Below are 17,070 nucleotides of genomic sequence, written 5' to 3'. Positions count from 1 at the left end.
TGCGCCAGGGCCCCGGTGGGTTCACGGGTAGCGCGCGTGCAGGTAGATCGCCAGCTCCTCGCTGCGCCGGCGCAGCAGCCCGGGCATGGTCTTGCCCTGTGAACGCGACCAGGCTTTCCATGCCGCCTCCAGGTCGGGGTAGGGCGTGGGTGCAGCCGGGTCGTTGACCAGCTTGAGCACCGAGGAGCTGGCAAAGGCCTTGCCGCCGATGTTGAAGCACAGCCCTACCAGCGCATCGAACTGATGCGGCCGCAGTGCCCGGCGCACACCGGCAAGCACGGTCTTCTCGAACGGACGCAGGTCCTGCTGCAGCAGCTGCCCGGCCTGGCCCTGGCTGATGCCGTGGCAATACTGCGGCCATTGCTCGCGGCTGATCAGATGCCCATAGCCGATGGTCGCACCGGCCACCCACTGCCGGCAGGGCTTGCCGGTCTGGTCATCATAGGGGGCAAGCCGCAGCCCTTCGGCTTTCTGCAGCCAGGCCAGGCCGGCCTGGCTCAGCGCTTTGGCGCCATCGAAATGTTCGTGCATGAGGATGTTGTGGTCGCGTGCCGATTGCACCTGACCGGTATACCCAGTGGCATTGCACCGGGTTTGCCCGGCTGGCGCAGACGCTGTGCCGGGTGGTGCAAAGCCCCGCCGCCATTGGCCCGGGCATGAAAAAACCGGCCCTGGGGGCCGGTTCGGGGGCAGCACGTGCCGGGCTCAGTGGCCGATCAGCTGGCGGGCGTCCTGGCCGCTGCGGACGTGTACGTAGAGCACATCCAGGCCGTGGGCTTCCAGCACCGCGGCCATCTGCCGCTGGCGGATCAGGAACTGTTCGTACACCCGGCTCAGACGCTCGAAATCGGCGCGCTCATGCTGGTAGTGCTCGCACCAGCTTTGCGGGTCGAACAGGGCCATGCGCACTTCCCCGCCGGCGTAGCGCAGCAGCGGCTCGGGGGCCGCATCCAGCCATTGTTCCTGCTCCGGCGCCAGCAGCGCGGTTTCGATCAGCGGCCACAGCGCGCCCAGGCCCTGGTTGTCGTACTGCATGGCCATCATCGCGGCCAGGTCGTGCACGGTGAAATAGCGCGCATGCTCGATCCGGGCACCGAAGGCATTCTGGGCCAGCAGCGCGGTGTCCGGCTGCGCCATGCCATTGGCCAGCAGCACCTCTTCCAGCGCCTCGCGCACGCTCTGGACCACGGCCGCATCACTGCCGGAAAGCAGGAACGGCACCACCCGCAGGCCGCCACCGGTCAGTTCCGGGTTGGCCTGCAGCGGCATCGGCACCTCGCCGTTGGCGTCGGTGCCAAAGGCCAGCACCCGCGGGCCCTCATCCTTGCCCGGTGCGCGCTGCTGCAGGTCGGCAAAACGGCGGTGCACGGCCCAACCCGGGCGCAGTACCTCGGCCGGGTCGAAATGCGCAGCGGCGAAGACGAAATCCAGTTCCGGCGCCTGCGGTACCAGCTTGGCCAGATCACGGCCGACCAGGGCGGCGAGGTTGCCGGCGGCGGTGGTGTCCAGCGCGGCATGCTGCGGGGTGTCGCCACCGGCCAGCTCCAACGCGAGCAGGCCCAGGGCGTGGTCTTTCGGGAAGTGATTGCTCATGGCTCCAGTCTGGCCCCTACGGGGGCGTACAGCTACACTTTGGCCATTATGCCTGCACGCGCTGTGCAGGGGTCGTTGCCCTTCATCCTGCAAGGTGTGTCCATGTCTACTGTTCGCCGTGTCGCCATCCTGGGCGGTGTCCGCATTCCGTTCTGCCGCCAGAACACCGCTTACGCGGATGTCGGCAACCTCGGCATGAGTGTGCGTACCCTGGGCGCGCTGGTGGAGCGTTTCGGCCTGCATGGCAAGCAGCTGGGCGAAGTGGCGATGGGCGCGGTGATCAAGCATCCGTCGGACTGGAACCTCGGCCGCGAGGCGGCACTGTCCTCGGGGCTGTCGCCATTGACCCCGGGCATCACCCTGCAGCGCGCCTGCGGCACCTCGCTGGACAGCATCATCACCGTGGCCAACAAGATCGCCGTCGGCCAGATCGAATCCGGCATCGGTGGTGGCTCGGATACCACCTCCGATGTGCCGATCGTCTACGGCAAGGCCCTGCGCAGCCGGCTGTTGGCCGCCAACCGTGCCAAGACCACCGGCGACAAGATCAAGGCCTTGGTCAGCGGCTTCCGGTTTTCCGAGCTCAAGCCGGAATTTCCCGGCGTGGCCGAACCGCGCACCGGCAAGAGCATGGGCGCGCACTGCGAGGACATGGCCAAGCAGTGGAACATCAGCCGCGAAGACCAGGATGCCTGGGCGGTTTCCTCGCACAAGAAGCTGGCCGCCGCGTATGAATCCGGTTTCTTCAGCGACATGGTGGTGCCGTTCCGCGGTGTCGAGCGCGACAACATCCTGCGTCCGGATACCAACCTGGAAAAGCTGGCAACCCTGAAGCCGGCCTTCGACAAGGTGTCCGGCCGTGGCACGCTGACCGCCGCCAACTCCACCCCGCTCACCGACGGTGCCTCGGCGGTGCTGCTGGGCAGCGAGCAGTGGGCGGTGGACAACGGCCTGGAGGTGCAGGCGTACCTGCGCGATGCACACGTTTCGGCGGTGGATTTCGTCCACGGTGAAGGCCTGCTGATGGCGCCGACCATCGCCGTGGCCGAGATCCTCAAGCGCAACAACCTGACCCTGCAGGATTTTGACATCTACGAAATCCACGAGGCGTTTGCTGCCCAGGTGCTGTGCACGCTGCGTGCCTGGGAAAGTGCCGATTACTGCCGCGAGCGGCTGGGCCTTGACGCACCGCTGGGCGCGATTGATCCGGCCAAAATCAACCCGATGGGCTCCTCGCTGGCCGCCGGCCACCCGTTTGCCGCCACCGGTGGCCGGGTGATTGCCGCCGCCGCCAAGCAGCTGGCCCAGCGCGGCGGTGGCCGTGCGCTGGTGTCGATCTGCACCGCCGGTGGCATGGGCGTGGTCGCCATCGTCGAACGCTGAGTGCAGCCCGGAAGCCTCGCCACCGGGAGGCTTCAACAACTGCACAAAGCATCGTGAGCAGGCTCGCCCCCACAAAAGCCGGCATGGAAGCATCGGTCGCGTGGGGCATGTGGCTTGTGTGGGAGTGCGCTTGCGCACCACGGGCAGTGGCAAGCATCGCGAGCAAGCTCGCTCCTACAAAAGCGGCATGAAAGCATTGACCGAGCCGAACAGGTAGCTCGTGTGGGAGTCAACTGTCCTGGTCAATCTGCGTGGTTGATCGCCGTTGTAGGTGCGGCGCCCGCCGCGACCCGGGCCATCAAGATATCCCACCACCGCGAGCAGGCTCCCCACAAAAGCAACGGCATCGCTGCCAGGTGGGGTTGCACCACCCAGGGTCGCAGCTGTTGTGGGAGCGCGCTTGCGCGCGATGGCAGAAGCACTGACAGCCCGGGTTCCCTGTTGCCCAGGTATTCAAGCGCTGTCCTCCTGCATGGTTGCCCACTGCCCATGGGCATCCTCAGCGCATGACAGGCTCATTCGACAAACCAGGCTATGCCGCCTTGCGACAGGGCAGATGGTCGGCGCCCGGCCAGGTCTACCTGTTGACCTTCACTACCCACGACAGGCTGCCGCTGTTCGCCGATCCTGCCATCGCCGTGCACTGCTGCCGTGCCATCGCCGCACTTGCCCATACACCGGATGGGGAGTTGCTGAGTTGGGTGCTCATGCCCGATCACTGGCATGGGCTTTTGCAATTGGGGGGTCGGATCACCCTGTCACAGTGGGTCGCACGCTTGAAGTCGACAACCACCCGGCACCTGCCGGAGGGTGTGGCCAGACCTGTTTGGGAGAAGGGCTTCCATGACCACGCCGTGCGTCAGGAGGAGGATCTGCTGCAGGTTGCCCGCTATATCGTAGGCAACCCTGTGCGTGCGGGATTGGTCAGTCGGTGTGGTTTGTATCCCTGGTGGGATGCGGTGTTGTTTTGATTTACCTACTCATCGCTGACTGAGTCCCACAAGAGCTTCGCGAGCAAGTTCGCTCCCACAAAAACCGGTATGGAAGCATCGGTCGCGTGGGGCATATGGCTTGTGTGGGAGTGCGCTTGCGCACGATGAGCAGTGGCAAGCCGTGAGCAAGCTCGGCTGCCACAAAAGCGAAAAGTTTCGCGAGCAAGCTCGCTCCCACAAAAAACCTGCATGAACGCCATCGGTTGAGTGGGGCATGTGGCTTGTGTGGGAGTGCGCTTGCGCACGATGAGCAGTGGCAAGCTTCGTGAGCAAGCTCGGCTGCCACAAAAGCGAAAAGTTTCGCGAGCAGGCTCGCTCCCACAAAACCGGCATGAAGGCATTGCGGGTGGGGCTGGGGGCGCGCAGGCGGCGGGTGGGTGCCGGTAGCGGGCGTAGGGCAGCCCCGCGGGTGAGGCGGGGCGTTGGTTTCTTGCCGGTCGGCCCCGCCGGTCAGGCGGGGTCGTCGCTGAGGTGGGGCAGGCCGTGCTGGTCGCGTTGTTCGACGGCCGCAGGCGCTGCCGTTGTCGTGGCCGGTTCCAGTGGCTGTACCGGTTCGCCGTGCTGCAGCCGCAGGGCATTGAGCAGGCACTGGCTGGCGCGGGCGTGGTCATCCTGGGCGGCATGCAGCTGGCCCAGGGTTTCCCAGGCCGGTGCGCCGGCACCGGCGGCCAATGCCTGTTGCAGCAGGGTCTGGGCCTGTGGCCACTGCTGGTGGCGGCAGGCAATCTGCGCGGCGGCCAGCAGCAGTGCCGGGTCTTCCGGGTGGCTGTGCAGCCAGCGTTGCAGGCGTTGTTCCAGCGCCTGTGGCTCGGCGCCGGCATCCAGCGGTACCAGCAGCGGCAGCAGCTCCGGTGCCCACTGGGCCTCCAGGGCCTGTTCCAGTGCGCGTGCGGCCGGTTCGTGCCAGCCCAGGGCGATTGCACGCTGGACATAGGCGGCGGTGACCTGCGGCTGCTGGCGCAACGGTTTGGCCAGTGCTTCCCAGTGTTCGGCCAGGCGGGTGACATCGCCGGCCTCGCTGAGCATCTGGCTGGCGATCGGCGCTTCCAGTGTGGCCAGCTGCTCGACGGTCAGGGCCTGTTGGCTGCGCAGCGCACCGAGCAGCCCGTAAGCCTCCTCGGCCCGGCCCAGTGCCAGCAGCGCGCGTTGGCGCAGCACCTGGCCGCGCGGCGGCAGCGGCTGCAGGGCGGGTGTATCGAGCAGGGCCAGGGCCTCGTCGGGCTGTTGCCGCAGCAGCAGGCGGCGGGCCTGGAGCAGGGCATGACGCAGGGGATCGATCTCCTGCAGCCGCTGCAGGTGGCGCTGGGCGGCGGCTTCATCACCGCGCTTGTCGGCCGCCCGCAATGCCGCCGACAGCGCAACCGGGCCGACCTCGGCCTCGCCGGCCGCCGATAGCAGCAGTTTTTCACCAGCCAGCCAGCGGCCATGGTGCAGCGCGCTCAGGCCATCGATCAGGCGTGCACGGGCCTGCTTGCGGCGGTAGCGCACCCAGACACGGAACGGCGCGGCCAGCAAGGTCCACAGCAGCCACAGCAGCAGGCCGGCGATCAGCAGCAGCAGGCCGGCCTTGGGCAGGGTGGAGACGTAGTCGTTGCCCCCGACCGACACGATGACCTGGCCAAACCGGCTCAGGCTGGGGTCGTTGAGCCATTGCGCGCCCAGGATCGCCACGGCACAGATCAGGACCAGGGCCAGAACAGCACGGAACAGTTTCATGCAGTGGTACCTCCATGGCGCAGGGCCGAGCCGGGCCCGGCGAAGCTCAGGGAAAGCGGGTGCTGGCACCTTGTTGCCGGTGCCTGCGGCAGGTGTGGGCGGGCCGGGTTTTCCGGCCCCGGGCGCAGCGTCGGGTGGTTGGCTGCAACCGCACGGAACAGTTTCATTCAGCGCTACCCCCCTGGCGTAGCTGACGCATCTGGCGCAGGGTCGAGCCCAACTCTGCCGAGGTCAGGGAAAGCGAGGTCTGGCGCATGTTTTCCAGCGCCTGCTGCTGGCGTTGGCGGGCCGGGCTGTCCGGCCACAGGCGTACCACCCAGTCGTTGATCCGGGCCACCGCGCGCGCCCAGCCTTCCTGGTCGCCACGTTCCAGCGCGGCGCGGGCCAGGCTGGCTTCCAGTTGCAGCGCATCCAGGCCGTGCACGCGCTGGGCATCGGCCAGCAACACGCTGGCATCGCTGGGATGGATTTCCACCAGCGGCGAAAGCAGGCGCTGCCACCACTGCAGCTGCGCCGCCGGGGTGGCCTGGCTGTGGTGCTCCAGCGTCAGCAGGGTCTTGAGCACCTGGTCCAGCGCGCGTGCCTGGCTGCGCCGGGGGTCTTCACCGAGCGCGTCCAGGGCGCGTTTTTCCTGCACCAGGGCCTGGCGCAGGTCGAGCAGGCCGGGGCCTTCCAGGTCCTGCAGCAGGGTGGCGGCCAGCCCGTACAGGCGGCGTGCGCCGTCCAGGTCATGGCCATGTTCGAGCCGTTGCAGGGCCTGGCCGAGCACCACCTCGGCCTCGTCCTGGCGCAGCGCCAGCAGGCTCTGGCGGCTGTCGGCACTGAGCCTGGCGACGTTCTCTTCCAGCAGTGCATTGCGCTGGGACAGGCCCAGCACCTCATCGCGCAGCAGCCGGTTGCCGCTGGCGGCATCCTGCAGTGCCCGGGCATTGGCGCGCTGGTCGGCACGCAGCGCCTGCAGGCTCTGCTCCAGCGCGCCGACCTGCTGCTGCAGCTGGCTGGCAAGGGTGTCGGCCTGCTGCCGCTGCTGCAGCACATAGCCGGTACCGGCGGCCAGCAGGCCAACTGCCATCAACACCCCGGCAACCGGCCAGAGCCAGCGCGGGCGGTGAACAGGGGGCGCGGTAGGAAGGTCGCTCATTGCCACGTCAGGTCACAGCGTAAAAGGGAGGTGGGCCAAACCGGAAGGGCAAGCATCCCCTTTGCCCGGGCGGGCCGCAAGTTTCAGCCGCCGCCAGGCAAGGCCAGCGCCTGCCAGGCAGCGAACAGGTCGGCGGGCATCGCACTGCTGGCCTGGTGGACGCGGGCAAAGCCGAGGTCACGCGCCTGTTGCGCCAGCCGCGCACTGGCGGCAATGGTGGTGCACTGGCGCAGCTGTTGCTGCTGGCGTGGCTCCAGCTGCGCCCACAGCTGTTCCAGTGCCTTGCCGCTGCTGAGCATCAGCACGCTGTTGGCCGGCAGCCGGTTCAGCCGCGCGCGCTGGCGCCCGCGCAGGCGCAGCGGCACGCGGTCATACACCTCGGCCAGCACCACCTGCGCGCCGCGTTGCTGCAGGGTCCGGGCGATCACCCCGCGCCCGCCCGGCGCGCTGACCATGCCGATGCGCTGGCCGCGTGGATCGCGCAGGGCCGGCAGTGCGAGCAGGCCTTCGCTGTCCATCTGCCGTGGCGCCTGCACCTGTGCCAGCCCGGCCTGGCGCAGGGCATGGGCGCTGCCTTCGCCCACCGCCAGCCAGGCCGGTGGCGGGTCGATGCCGGCCAGCGGCAGCAGGGCATTGGCCGCCTGCACCGCCGCCGGGCTGGTGAACAGCACCTGCGGGCAGGCCAGCGCCGCGGCCAGCTGCTGGCGGTCGGCCGCCGTGGTGCGCGGCACGATTGCCCACGGCGACAGCGCCAGCAGCCGGCCACCGGCCGCCGTGGCCAGGCGGCGCAGCGGCGCGTGCTGGCCGCGCGGCCGCAGCGAGAGCAGGGTCCAGGAAGGGGGGAGATGTGCGGGAAGGCTCATTGGCGGCATTATGCGGGGCCTGGCCGTGCTGGCCAGCGTGTCCGGGTTTTGGGAAATCACTATGCAAGAGCATCTGGCGCAACTGAGCGCCACCCTCAAGGCAATGCCACCGGTGGTTGCGCTGGGTATCGAGGTGGATCACTACCACAACCACCAGCTGAGCTTGCGTGCGCCGCTGGCCGCCAACCTCAATGACAAGGGCAATGCCTTCGGCGGCAGCCTGGCCTCGGTCCTGACCCTGTCCGGCTGGGGGCTGGTATCGCTGGAGCTGGCCGCTGCCGGGCTGCAGGCCGATGTCTATGTCGCCGACAGCCGGGTGCGCTATCTGGCGCCGCTGTATGGCGACCTGCTGGCCAGCGCCCGTCTGGACGAGGAAGCCAGCTGGGAGGTGTTTCTGACCCGCTTTGCCGAGCGCGGACATGCCAGCGTGAACCTGGTGGCGCAGGTGCTGGCCGATGGCCGGCCAGCGGCCACCCTGAGCGGGCGCTTCGTGGCCAAGGCAAAGGAGCAGGCATGAACAGGCGACTGTGGTGGCTGGCGATCCTGCTGGCCGGGGTGCTGCCGCTGCTGGCGATGGCGGCCAACCCGCCACGCAAGGCGATGCGCAGCTTCGACCAGGTGCACATCGCCTGGGCCAATGCGATGCGCTGGGGCGAGCTGGAAGAGCGCGAGCCGTTCCTGAGCGAGCAGGCACTGGCGCGGCTGGATGGTTTCCAGCGCAGCCGCTGGGCCCAGGTCAGCATCAGCGGCTACCGCGAGCGTGCGCGGGCGCTGCAGCCCGATGGCCGGCTGCGCGTGCGTGCCGAGCTCAGCGTGGTCAATGTGCACACCCTGGCCGAGCGCAGCGTGGTGGTGGATGAATACTGGGCATGGTCGCCCGAGGACCGCAGCTGGAAACTGGCCTCCGGCCTGCCGGACCTGTGGCCGGAGCCCTGAAACGGTGGCTTGTGCGACAATCGACGACCAATTTTTGGATTGACTGTCAGTGAACGTGGAAGAGCTGATGGCCTTTGCAGGCCGTAACCCGATGTTGTCGCTGGCCCTGGCGGGCCTGACCGTAGCGATTATCTACACCGAAATTGCCGGCCTGTTCCGTGGCTTCAAGGCCATCAAGCCGGCCGAGTTGACCCAGCTGATCAATGCCGGCAATGCCGTGCTGGTGGACCTGTCGGCCCCGGTGGACTTTGAAAAGGGCCATATCGCCGGCAGCCGCAATGTCCAGCCCCAGCAGTTCGGCCCGACCCACAAGCTGGTGGCCAGCGCCAAACAGCAGCCGGTGGTGCTGGTGGACCGTACCGGCGTGGCCTCGGTTGCCGCGGCCAAGGCGCTGAAGAAAGCCGGTTTTGAAAAGATCCATGTGCTCGATGGTGGCCTGCCGGCATGGACCGCCGCCGACCTGCCGTTGGTCAAAGGTCGTAATTGAGTGATCCGGCCTTGCATGTTGGCCTACGCGCCTCCATTGCTATGCCTTGCTGCACCCCTTCATCCTTCTTCCCAGTAATTCGTTGCGGAGTACTTAAGAAATGTCCGAAGAGAACACCAACGGCGTTGCCGCCCCGGCTGAAAACACCGCCAACGGCCCGGCCTTCACCATCGAGAAGATCTACGTCAAGGACGTTTCTTTCGAATCCCCGAATTCGCCGGCGATCTTCGGCGAAAACGTGCAGCCGGACCTGCAGCTGAACCTGAACCAGCGCGTCCAGCGCCTGAGCGAGCAGGTGTTTGAAGTGGTGCTCGGCGTCACCCTGACCTGCAAGGTCGGTGACAAGACCGCCTACGTGGCCGAAGTGCAGCAGGCCGGTGCGTTCGGTCTGGTCGGCCTGGAGCCGCAGGCCATCGACGTGCTGCTCGGCACCCAGTGCCCGGCGATCCTGTTCCCGTACGTGCGCACCCTGGTGTCGGACCTGATCCAGGCCGGCGGCTTCCCGCCGTTCTACCTGCAGCCGATCAACTTCGAAGGCCTGTACGCCGAAACCCTGCGCCAGCGTCAGGCCCAGGCCGATGGCGCCAGCCTGGCCGACGCCGAGCCGGCCGGCAACGCGTAAGCGGCTGCGGTTACTGCATGACTGACAGCCACGCCAAGATTGCCGTACTCGGCTCCGGTTCCTGGGGAACGGCGCTGGCCAGTCTGGTCGCACGACACGGTCACCCGACCGTGTTGTGGGGCCGCGACCGGGCCGTGATCGACGCCATCGACCAGCAGCACGAGAACCCGCGCTACCTGCCGGGGCTGGCACTGCCGCAGAACCTGCGGGCCACCACCGACATGGCCCAGGCCGTGGCCGGTGCCGCCTGGGTGCTGGTGGTGGTGCCCTCGCATGCCTTCGGGGAAACCGTGCGCAAGCTGGCGCCGCTGTTGCCGGCCGGGGTCGGCGTGGCCTGGGCAACCAAGGGCTTCGAGCCCGGCTCGGGCCGTTTCCTGCATGAAGTGGCCGCCGAAGTACTGGGCGAGGGCGTACCGCTGGCGGTGGTCACCGGGCCCTCGTTTGCCAAGGAAGTGACCCAGGGCCTGCCCACCGCAGTGACCGTGCACGGCGATGACCCGGCCTTCATCCAGACCGTTGCCGATGCGATGCACGGGCCTGCGTTCCGCGCCTACACCGGCAACGACATGGTCGGCGCCGAGCTGGGCGGGGCGATGAAGAACGTGCTGGCTGTGGCCACCGGCGTGGCCGATGGCATGGCACTGGGCCTGAACGCCCGCGCCGGCCTGATCACCCGTGGCCTGAACGAGATGCTGCGGCTGGCCGCGGCGATCGGCGGCCGTCCGGAAACCCTGATGGGCTTGGCCGGCCTGGGCGACCTGGTGCTGACCAGCACCGGCGACCTCTCGCGCAACCGCCGCCTCGGCCTGGCCCTGGGCCGTGGCAAGGGCATTGCCGAAGCCGTGGCCGAGATCGGCCAGGTGGTCGAATCCATCCAGACCGCCGACGAAGTGATGCGCCAGGCCGAACGCCACGGCATCGAACTGCCCATCTCCAACGCGGTGCGTTCGGTGCTGCACGGCGAACTCAGCCCGGCCGACGGCCTGAAACAGCTGATGGCCCGCGAACAGAAAGCCGAATACCCACAGACCCTGTTCAAGAGCGAATAAACCCGCACAGCACACCTGTCACGCACAGGTGCGCTCCTGCAACAGCGATCCAACGCGTTTTTGTAGGAGCGGGCTTGTGCTTCTGTGGGAGCGTGCTTGCACGCGAAAAGCCTTCGCCACGCTGCCCCAATGTGCCGCTGTTTTGTAGCAGCGGCGCCCGCCGCGACCAACGCCATCGCCATCCAAACATCGCGCACAAGTGCGCTCCCACAAGAGCGATTTACCGGGTTTTTGTGGGAGCGTGCTTGCACGCGAAACGCCTTCACCACGATGCCCCCAATGCGCCGCTGTTTGGTAGCAGCGGCGCCCGCCGCGACCAACGCCATCGCCATCCAAACATCGCGCACAAGTGCGCTCCCACAAGAGCGATTTACCGTGCTTCTGTGGGAGCGAGCTTGCTCGCGAAACGCCTTCGCCGTGATGCCCCCAATGCGCGGCTGTTTTGTAGGAGCGGCGCCCGCCGCGACCAACGCCATCGCCATCCAAACATCGCGCACAGGTGCGCTCCCACAAGAGCGATTTACCGGGTTTTTGTAGGAGCGAGCTTGCTCGCGAAACGCCTTCGCCACGATGCCCCCGATGCGCCGCTGTTTGGTAGCAGCGGCGCCCGCCGCGACCTACGCCATCGCCACCCAGGCAAGGTGCATCGGCACCGCCGTGGTTCAAAGGGTATCGATATGAGTGCGCAGGGCGGCTACGGTCGTGGCAAGGCCAAGGCCCTGGTAGATATCCAGCAATTGGTTGGCGGCCAGGGGAGGGTGTTTGAGCGCCGTACGTGCATCGCGGACGGCCTTGCAGACAGTGACCGGGTCCAGGTCATAGGCATGTTCGAGAAATTCATCCGGATGCTGTGCAGATAGCCCCAAGGGGGCGAGCAGGTGGTCCGGGAAATCCTTCAGGTTGTAGGTCACGATGGTACCTGGGCCACATTTGATCGCGGCCGCCAGTACATGGCGGTCATCCGGGTCAGGCAGTGCGAGGGTAGCTTCAATACCTTCATAGCCACTCACCAGGCAGTCCGGTACGGCCTGGTCCATCAACTCACGGGTCCGGTCCAGCTGCTCGCGCTTGAGATCCTGCCGGTTACGCAGAACCGCCTGGGATCCATTCGTCGTGAATACGTTCGCTCCAGCGCGCCCTGAACAGCCCGGTGACCGCCAGCCGCAGCAGTAGATCGCGGATCGGCGCCGGATAAAGCACGCAGGCATCGAACACCGCCACGAAGTTCGATGCCACGTCTCAGTACCCCATGCCCAGTTGCTGCGCCTGTTCGGACAACGCGTCCAGTGCCTCCAGGCTTTTGCCCATGCGCTTTTCGCGGTAGGCCAGCAAGTCACGGAAGAAAATACGCCGGTGGGTACCGGCCTTGTGATGCGGGATCTCCCCCTTGTCCACCAGGCCCACCAGGTGCGGGCGTGATACCCCGAGGAAGTCGGCAGCCTGCTGGGTGGTCAGTTCGGCATGGATGGGCACCAGGTTGATGGCGTTGCCCTCGGCCATGTTGGCCAGGATATCCACCAGCATCCGCAGTGCTGCCACTGGCACCTCGATTTCCTCCTGGCCATCGATCACCCGCAGGCGTGCTGTTTCCCCGTGGCCGATGCAAGCGGCCAACAGGCGGCTGCTGGTGCGGGCCAGTTCGGCATCCTGCTGGCTGGGCAGCAGGGGAGGGAGTTGGTAATGGGCGGCGCTCATGGGTGCTTACCCGTGTTGTTCAGCGGGAGGGTGAGTCTAGCACCAAACGAAATAAACGAAACAAGACCGGCACTGAATGCCATCTCCACCGGTACCACCACCCACAGGCATCGCACACAAGTGCGCTCCTACAAGAGCGATTTACCGGGTTTTTGTGGGAACGTGCTTGCACGCGAAACGCCTTCACCGCGATGCCCCCGGATGCACGGCTGTTTTGTTTGTGGGAGCGTGCTTGCACGCGAAATCCCTTCGCTGCGATGCGCCGCTGCTTTCTTCTGTGGGAGCGTGCTCGCACGCGAAATGCTTTCGCCTCGATGCCCCACAGCTTCTGCAAGAGCGGCGCCCGCCGCGACGGCTTTGCGCCGGCTTTGCCGTTGCTCCCATCAGGCGCTATCGCTCCGCGTCGGACTGCTTGCCCAGGCGTGGGCGCAAGCGTTGCAGCATGCTGGCCAGCAGCACTCCCAGCGCTGAGCCAAGCAGTAGGCCGGTCACTCCGCCAACCAGGTTGGTGACTACATCATCCAGCCGTGGCGCCCGGCCAGGGGCAAGGCCCTGGGCCAGTTCGGCCGCTATGGCCAGTACCGCCACCATTGCCCAGGCCTTCCAGCCGCGAAGATCCACACGGCCCAGCCAGAGCAGTAGTCCAAGCCATGCAAAGATCAGGAAGTGGGTCCATTGGGATATATCAAACGGCGTGTGTGCTGCCCAGCGCCGCAACCATCCGATACCTTCGGCGCCTACCAGCCCTGTGATCTGTTCGCCCGGCAGGAACAACAGCCCGGAGGCAAGCATTGCCGAGCCAAAAAGTACGGCCTGCGCCACCGGCGATGCACGGTAGGCGAAGAAGGCTCCGGCACCCAGCACAAGCAGCGCCAGCAGGATATCGCTCAGCATGCCGCCCATTCCTGGAGCCAAGGTCCGTCCTTAGAGGCGGTGGACATACACCATGGATTTTTCGCCACCGTGCACTTCAATCTCGCTGCTGATCTGCGCGCCCATGCGTTGATAGAACCGATGCGCAGGGGCCAGTGCCTCACCGACGATGATGCGAAAGGCCTCCACCCCGCGCCGGCTGAACTCATCCACCAGGGCCGCATACAGTCGGTCTGCCACGGATTTGCCGCGCCATTGCGGGGCGACAGCCAGGCTCAGCAGCTCTGCGTCCGGTAGACCCTCTGGCAATCCGGCATTGCTGGAATAGCGCAGGATTTCCAGAATCCGACGCACCTTGGCCGGGCTGATCAGCGCCGGTGCCAGTGCCCATCCCAGCCGCAGCGGACTGCGCAGCATGCGCTTGTAGATCGCTCCCATTCCCGCACCACCGGTAATGAAGCCAGCAATTTCACCGTTGCATTCCTCGGTGATCAGCAGGCTGTCATCGGCCTGATCGATGGCTTCATACATCAGGGCCAGGAAATCCTGGCCCAGCGTCGCGAGAAAGCCCCGATCCAGGCACTGCATGTGCAGGATCGCTACCTGGCGGTAGCGTTCGTTCGGGGTCATATGGCCGGCCCGGAAGTCTGCTGGCGTGGGGCCGTTGCCGGCGCACCTTTGGCGCCGCCCGCAGCCACCAGCTCGGCGGAAGGAAGCGGTACTCCAGAGAAGGCGCGCCAGAACAGGGTGGAGCCTGGCACCAGCACTACCCAGGCAGTGACGAAGATGCAGCACAGGTAGGTCCACAGCCCTTGGTTGGCTACGTACCATTCTTCCAGTGCGCCCTTGTACGGCATGATCACCTCGTCATAGAAGCGCTCCGGTTCGGCACTGGCATGCATCAGCTCTTCCTCGTCGCGGAAGACGATCGAACCAATGCCGGAAAGACCCGGCCGCACGGTCAGGATCGCCGCCTGCGAGCTGGCCGGGAACGCATCGAAGCAGCGCTTGGTCTGCGGTCGAGGGCCGACGATGCTCATGTCACCGTTGAAGATGTTCAGCAGCTGCGGCAATTCGTTGATCTTGGTCTTGCGCAGGAAGCGGCCAATCGGCAACACGCGCGGGTCGTTCTTCACTGTCACCGTACCGGTGCCCAGGCTGGGGCTGTTCTTCAGCATGGTGGCGAACTTGTACAGGCCGAACATACGGCCACCGCGGCCGATGCGTTGCTGTACGTAGAACACCTCACCCTCGCCGGTCAGGCGCAGGATGATGGCGATCGGTACCAGCAACGGTGAGAGCACCAGCAGTGCCAGGCCGGAGAAGACGATATCGAGCAGACGTTGCATGTCACATCCTGTTATCGAGGTACTTGCCCGTTTCCTTGTGGGCAAAGTCGGGAATCATGTAATTGAACAGCGCCACGATCTCGGGCTTGTCCCAGGTTTTACCGGAACGGATCGCCTCGATGGTGGCCAGGAAATGTTCAAGCCGGTCATTGTCGAATGTCGGCTCATTGAGGATCACCCCGATGTTGTCGAAACGCTGCATGTCCAGGGTTTCGGCATCGGTGAAGAATTCCTCGAAGTCCTTCTCACCGGTGGTGTCACTGGCGAAGAAGTACACCGGCCATTTTTTCGCGGCAATCAGCTCATCAGCACGGTCACGGGCTTCGTCCTCGCTGGCGCATTCGTAGGGTTCAAACCCCAGCGATTCCAGGAAGCGCACCGCAATATCCGAGAACCGGGTCAGGTCCAGTTCCTCGCTCAGCTTGGGGAAGAAGATGTCGCGGTTGTTGCCGAGCAGGCAGGAGCTCAGGCACAGCTCACCCGATTCCTGCGGGGTGACGAAGTAGCGGCGCACATCATTGGGGGCGGAAATCGGCTGGCGTTTGGCAAAACGCTGGTTGAAGCCGTGCAGCAGCGAGCCATCGGAGAAGGCCACGTTGGCAAAGCGTGCGGTGGAGATTGGCAGCTCCAGGCTGGCACGCATCAGGAACATCTCCATGATCCGCTTGCTGGCGCCCATCATGTTCACCGGGTTGGCGGCCTTGTCGGTGGACACGCAGAAATACTTGCGTGCCCCACCAGCCTGCGCCTGGGCAATGGTGCTGATGGTGTTGAGCACGTTCACCTCGATCAGCCGCATCAGGGTGAACGGGTCCTTCTCGCTGCGCACATGCTTGAGCGCGGAGAGGTTGAGCACATAGTCGTAGCCCTGGCCGGCAGCCATCAGCGCTGCGAACTCACGGCTGCCGCAGTCGATGGCAAACGTGCGGAAGTCACCATCGATATAGCCCAGCGTGCTGCGGATATCGCGCACCAGCTCCACCATGTTGTTCTCGCTGATATCCACCACATGCAGTGCCCGCGGCTTGCGCTTGAAGATCTCGCGGGTGACGGCCTGACCGATGGAGCCGGCACCGCCGATTACCAGAAAGCGGCTGGCCTGGACCAGGCCGGAGAGCTCGGCCTCGTGGCGCTGGATATCGGTATCAAACAACGGCGCAGTACGGCCGATCAGGTCAAGAATGTTCATGCTTTCAGTTTCCCAAATTCACTTTCAGGCACGCTGGAGGGCAGGTTCAGCACCCGGGCTTCCAGCCACAGCGAGTTTTCCAGGCCATCGTTCTGGCAGTGCGCGAACATGGGCAGGCGCGACATCAGCCGCCAGATCGGCCGGGTCATCACCTCATGGCTGTTGGTGTATTCCAGCAGGGCATCGCGCTCGGCTTCGGAGCCAAGCACGATGGCATTGAGCCAGTAGTTGGCCGTGGTGCCGGGCAGTGGGTCAACAAAGCGCACATCGGTGCCAGCGAAGAAATCGCGGTAACGCGCTGCGACTTCAGCCTTGATCTGCAGCATCTGCGGCAGCCGTTCCATCTGCGCACAGCCCAGAGCGGCGTTGAGGTTGGGCATGCGGTAGTTGTAGCCCACCTCGTCGTGCACGAACTCGTAAGGGTGGGGGATCTTGGCGGTGGTGGTCAGGTGCTTGGCCCGGCGTGCCAGCGCTTCATCATCGGTGATGATCATGCCGCCACCGCCAGTGGTGATGACCTTGTTGCCATTGAAGCTGAGCGTGGCCAGGCGGCCGAAGGTGCCTGTGTGGCGATTGCCCACCCAGCTGCCCAGGGATTCGGCAGCGTCTTCGACCACGGCAATGCCGTACTCGTCACAGACCGCCACCACCTCTTTGATGCGTAGCGGGATGCCAAAGGTATGCATCGGCACACAGGCGCGAATGCAGCGGCCAGTATGGCGGTTCCAAGCCTTGCCATCGCGCACTTCGGCATGCTCGGCAAGCCAGCGCCGTAGTGCTTCCGGGCTCAGGCCCAGGGTGTCGCGGTCCACGTCGACAAAAACCGGGTGAGCCCCTGCATAACTGAGCGCATTGCAGGTGGCAATGAAGGTGAGTGCCTGGGTGATGACCTCATCATCGCGCACCACACCCGCCAGTTGCAGGGCAACGTGCAGGGCAGCGGTGCCGTTGACCGTGGCAATGGCGAACTTCGCGCCGGTAAAGGCAGCAATGTGCTGCTCGAACTCAACCACCTTTGCCCCCACCGAGGAGACGAAGTTGGAGTCGATGCAGTCCACCAGGTACTGCTTTTCGTTGCCCTCGAACACGGGGCGGTGCAGTGGAATGAAGCCGGTGCCGTGGATGTCCCGCACCATGTCCACCAGCGACTGGCCCGTCTCTTCAATCGTCATTGCCATTGAT

Annotated in this window: 20 protein-coding genes; 7 read left to right on the top strand and 13 right to left on the bottom strand. The window is 65.7% G+C overall.

Annotated elements, in window-relative coordinates; translation table 11 throughout:
* Window positions 1-21: 21 nt before the first annotated feature.
* Window positions 22-531 (bottom strand): lysozyme, encoded by a 510-nt coding sequence (locus ABB25_RS06700; RefSeq protein WP_057665363.1) that lies wholly within the window; start codon window positions 529-531, stop codon window positions 22-24.
* A gap of 174 nt (window positions 532-705) precedes the next feature.
* Entirely contained in the window at window positions 706-1,593 is an 888-nt protein-coding gene (locus ABB25_RS06695; RefSeq protein ID WP_057665214.1) for a hypothetical protein, read from the bottom strand.
* Window positions 1,594-1,695: 102 nt separating this feature from the next.
* Here ABB25_RS06695 and ABB25_RS06690 point away from each other — a divergent pair, with 102 nt between their 5' ends.
* Both ABB25_RS06690 and ABB25_RS06685 read left to right on the top strand, forming a co-directional pair.
* A complete protein-coding gene (locus ABB25_RS06690; RefSeq protein ID WP_057665213.1) occupies window positions 1,696-2,976 on the top strand; it encodes an acetyl-CoA C-acetyltransferase in 1,281 nt (426 codons plus the stop codon).
* A 506-nt stretch (window positions 2,977-3,482) separates the two neighbouring features.
* The gene (locus ABB25_RS06685; protein ID WP_057665211.1) at window positions 3,483-3,947 is read left to right on the top strand and encodes an REP-associated tyrosine transposase; all 465 of its coding nucleotides are present in this window, start codon (window positions 3,483-3,485) and stop codon (window positions 3,945-3,947) included.
* 471 nt (window positions 3,948-4,418) lie between these two features.
* On the opposite strand, the gene ABB25_RS06680 is transcribed toward ABB25_RS06685, so the two are convergent.
* The 3 genes from ABB25_RS06680 to ABB25_RS06670 form a co-directional block, all read right to left on the bottom strand.
* The gene (locus ABB25_RS06680; protein WP_057665209.1) at window positions 4,419-5,684 is read right to left on the bottom strand and encodes a heme biosynthesis protein HemY; all 1,266 of its coding nucleotides are present in this window, start codon (window positions 5,682-5,684) and stop codon (window positions 4,419-4,421) included.
* A gap of 163 nt (window positions 5,685-5,847) precedes the next feature.
* On the bottom strand, window positions 5,848-6,825 hold the full coding sequence (locus ABB25_RS06675) for a uroporphyrinogen-III C-methyltransferase (protein ID WP_083488155.1): 978 nt from the start codon (window positions 6,823-6,825) through the stop codon (window positions 5,848-5,850).
* 83 nt (window positions 6,826-6,908) lie between these two features.
* Window positions 6,909-7,688, bottom strand: a complete 780-nt coding sequence (locus tag ABB25_RS06670; RefSeq protein WP_057665205.1) for a uroporphyrinogen-III synthase — start codon at window positions 7,686-7,688, stop codon at window positions 6,909-6,911.
* 61 nt (window positions 7,689-7,749) lie between these two features.
* Here ABB25_RS06670 and ABB25_RS06665 point away from each other — a divergent pair, with 61 nt between their 5' ends.
* From ABB25_RS06665 to ABB25_RS06645, 5 genes are all read left to right on the top strand, one after another.
* Window positions 7,750-8,205 (top strand): YiiD C-terminal domain-containing protein, encoded by a 456-nt coding sequence (locus tag ABB25_RS06665; protein WP_057665361.1) that lies wholly within the window; start codon window positions 7,750-7,752, stop codon window positions 8,203-8,205.
* A complete protein-coding gene (locus tag ABB25_RS06660; RefSeq protein ID WP_057665203.1) occupies window positions 8,202-8,624 on the top strand; it encodes a hypothetical protein in 423 nt (140 codons plus the stop codon). The genes ABB25_RS06665 and ABB25_RS06660 overlap by 4 nt, the downstream gene beginning before the upstream one ends.
* Window positions 8,625-8,673: 49 nt before the next feature.
* Window positions 8,674-9,111, top strand: coding sequence for a rhodanese-like domain-containing protein (locus ABB25_RS06655; protein ID WP_057665201.1), 438 nt, complete (start codon window positions 8,674-8,676; stop codon window positions 9,109-9,111).
* A 100-nt stretch (window positions 9,112-9,211) separates the two neighbouring features.
* Window positions 9,212-9,733 carry a protein-export chaperone SecB gene (secB, locus tag ABB25_RS06650; protein ID WP_057665199.1) on the top strand — a complete coding sequence of 174 codons (522 nt, stop codon included), beginning with the start codon at window positions 9,212-9,214 and terminating at the stop codon, window positions 9,731-9,733.
* Between the two features lie 17 nt (window positions 9,734-9,750).
* Window positions 9,751-10,782 (top strand): NAD(P)H-dependent glycerol-3-phosphate dehydrogenase, encoded by a 1,032-nt coding sequence (locus tag ABB25_RS06645; RefSeq protein ID WP_057665197.1) that lies wholly within the window; start codon window positions 9,751-9,753, stop codon window positions 10,780-10,782.
* Between the two features lie 662 nt (window positions 10,783-11,444).
* Here ABB25_RS06645 and ABB25_RS06640 read toward each other — a convergent pair.
* The 8 genes from ABB25_RS06640 to ABB25_RS06610 form a co-directional block, all read right to left on the bottom strand.
* Window positions 11,445-11,819 carry a VapC50 family PIN domain-containing toxin gene (locus ABB25_RS06640; protein ID WP_211259295.1) on the bottom strand — a complete coding sequence of 125 codons (375 nt, stop codon included), beginning with the start codon at window positions 11,817-11,819 and terminating at the stop codon, window positions 11,445-11,447.
* A 46-nt stretch (window positions 11,820-11,865) separates the two neighbouring features.
* Window positions 11,866-12,018, bottom strand: a complete 153-nt coding sequence (locus tag ABB25_RS14845) for a hypothetical protein (protein ID WP_211259294.1) — start codon at window positions 12,016-12,018, stop codon at window positions 11,866-11,868.
* A 3-nt stretch (window positions 12,019-12,021) separates the two neighbouring features.
* Window positions 12,022-12,477 carry a helix-turn-helix domain-containing protein gene (locus tag ABB25_RS15005; RefSeq protein WP_057665196.1) on the bottom strand — a complete coding sequence of 152 codons (456 nt, stop codon included), beginning with the start codon at window positions 12,475-12,477 and terminating at the stop codon, window positions 12,022-12,024.
* 390 nt (window positions 12,478-12,867) lie between these two features.
* Complete coding sequence (locus ABB25_RS06630; protein ID WP_160319417.1) at window positions 12,868-13,371, bottom strand: VanZ family protein; 504 nt, start codon at window positions 13,369-13,371, stop codon at window positions 12,868-12,870.
* A 30-nt stretch (window positions 13,372-13,401) separates the two neighbouring features.
* Window positions 13,402-13,980: a GNAT family N-acetyltransferase gene (locus ABB25_RS06625; protein WP_057665192.1), complete on the bottom strand. Its 579-nt coding sequence runs from the start codon at window positions 13,978-13,980 to the stop codon at window positions 13,402-13,404.
* Window positions 13,977-14,699 (bottom strand): sugar transferase, encoded by a 723-nt coding sequence (locus tag ABB25_RS06620; protein ID WP_057665189.1) that lies wholly within the window; start codon window positions 14,697-14,699, stop codon window positions 13,977-13,979. Before ABB25_RS06620 ends, ABB25_RS06625 begins: the two co-directional genes overlap by 4 nt.
* A gap of 1 nt (window position 14,700) precedes the next feature.
* Window positions 14,701-15,888 carry a UDP-N-acetylglucosamine 4,6-dehydratase gene (locus tag ABB25_RS06615; protein WP_057665187.1) on the bottom strand — a complete coding sequence of 396 codons (1,188 nt, stop codon included), beginning with the start codon at window positions 15,886-15,888 and terminating at the stop codon, window positions 14,701-14,703.
* Complete coding sequence (locus ABB25_RS06610) at window positions 15,885-17,060, bottom strand: LegC family aminotransferase (protein WP_057665185.1); 1,176 nt, start codon at window positions 17,058-17,060, stop codon at window positions 15,885-15,887. Before ABB25_RS06610 ends, ABB25_RS06615 begins: the two co-directional genes overlap by 4 nt.
* Window positions 17,061-17,070 lie beyond the last annotated feature (10 nt).

The organism is Stenotrophomonas koreensis, from assembly GCF_001431525.1.
GTDB classification, from domain to species: domain Bacteria; phylum Pseudomonadota; class Gammaproteobacteria; order Xanthomonadales; family Xanthomonadaceae; genus Stenotrophomonas; species Stenotrophomonas koreensis.
The sequence above is the reverse complement of the archived record's forward strand: the minus strand, read 5'-3'. Positions and strand labels throughout refer to the sequence as shown.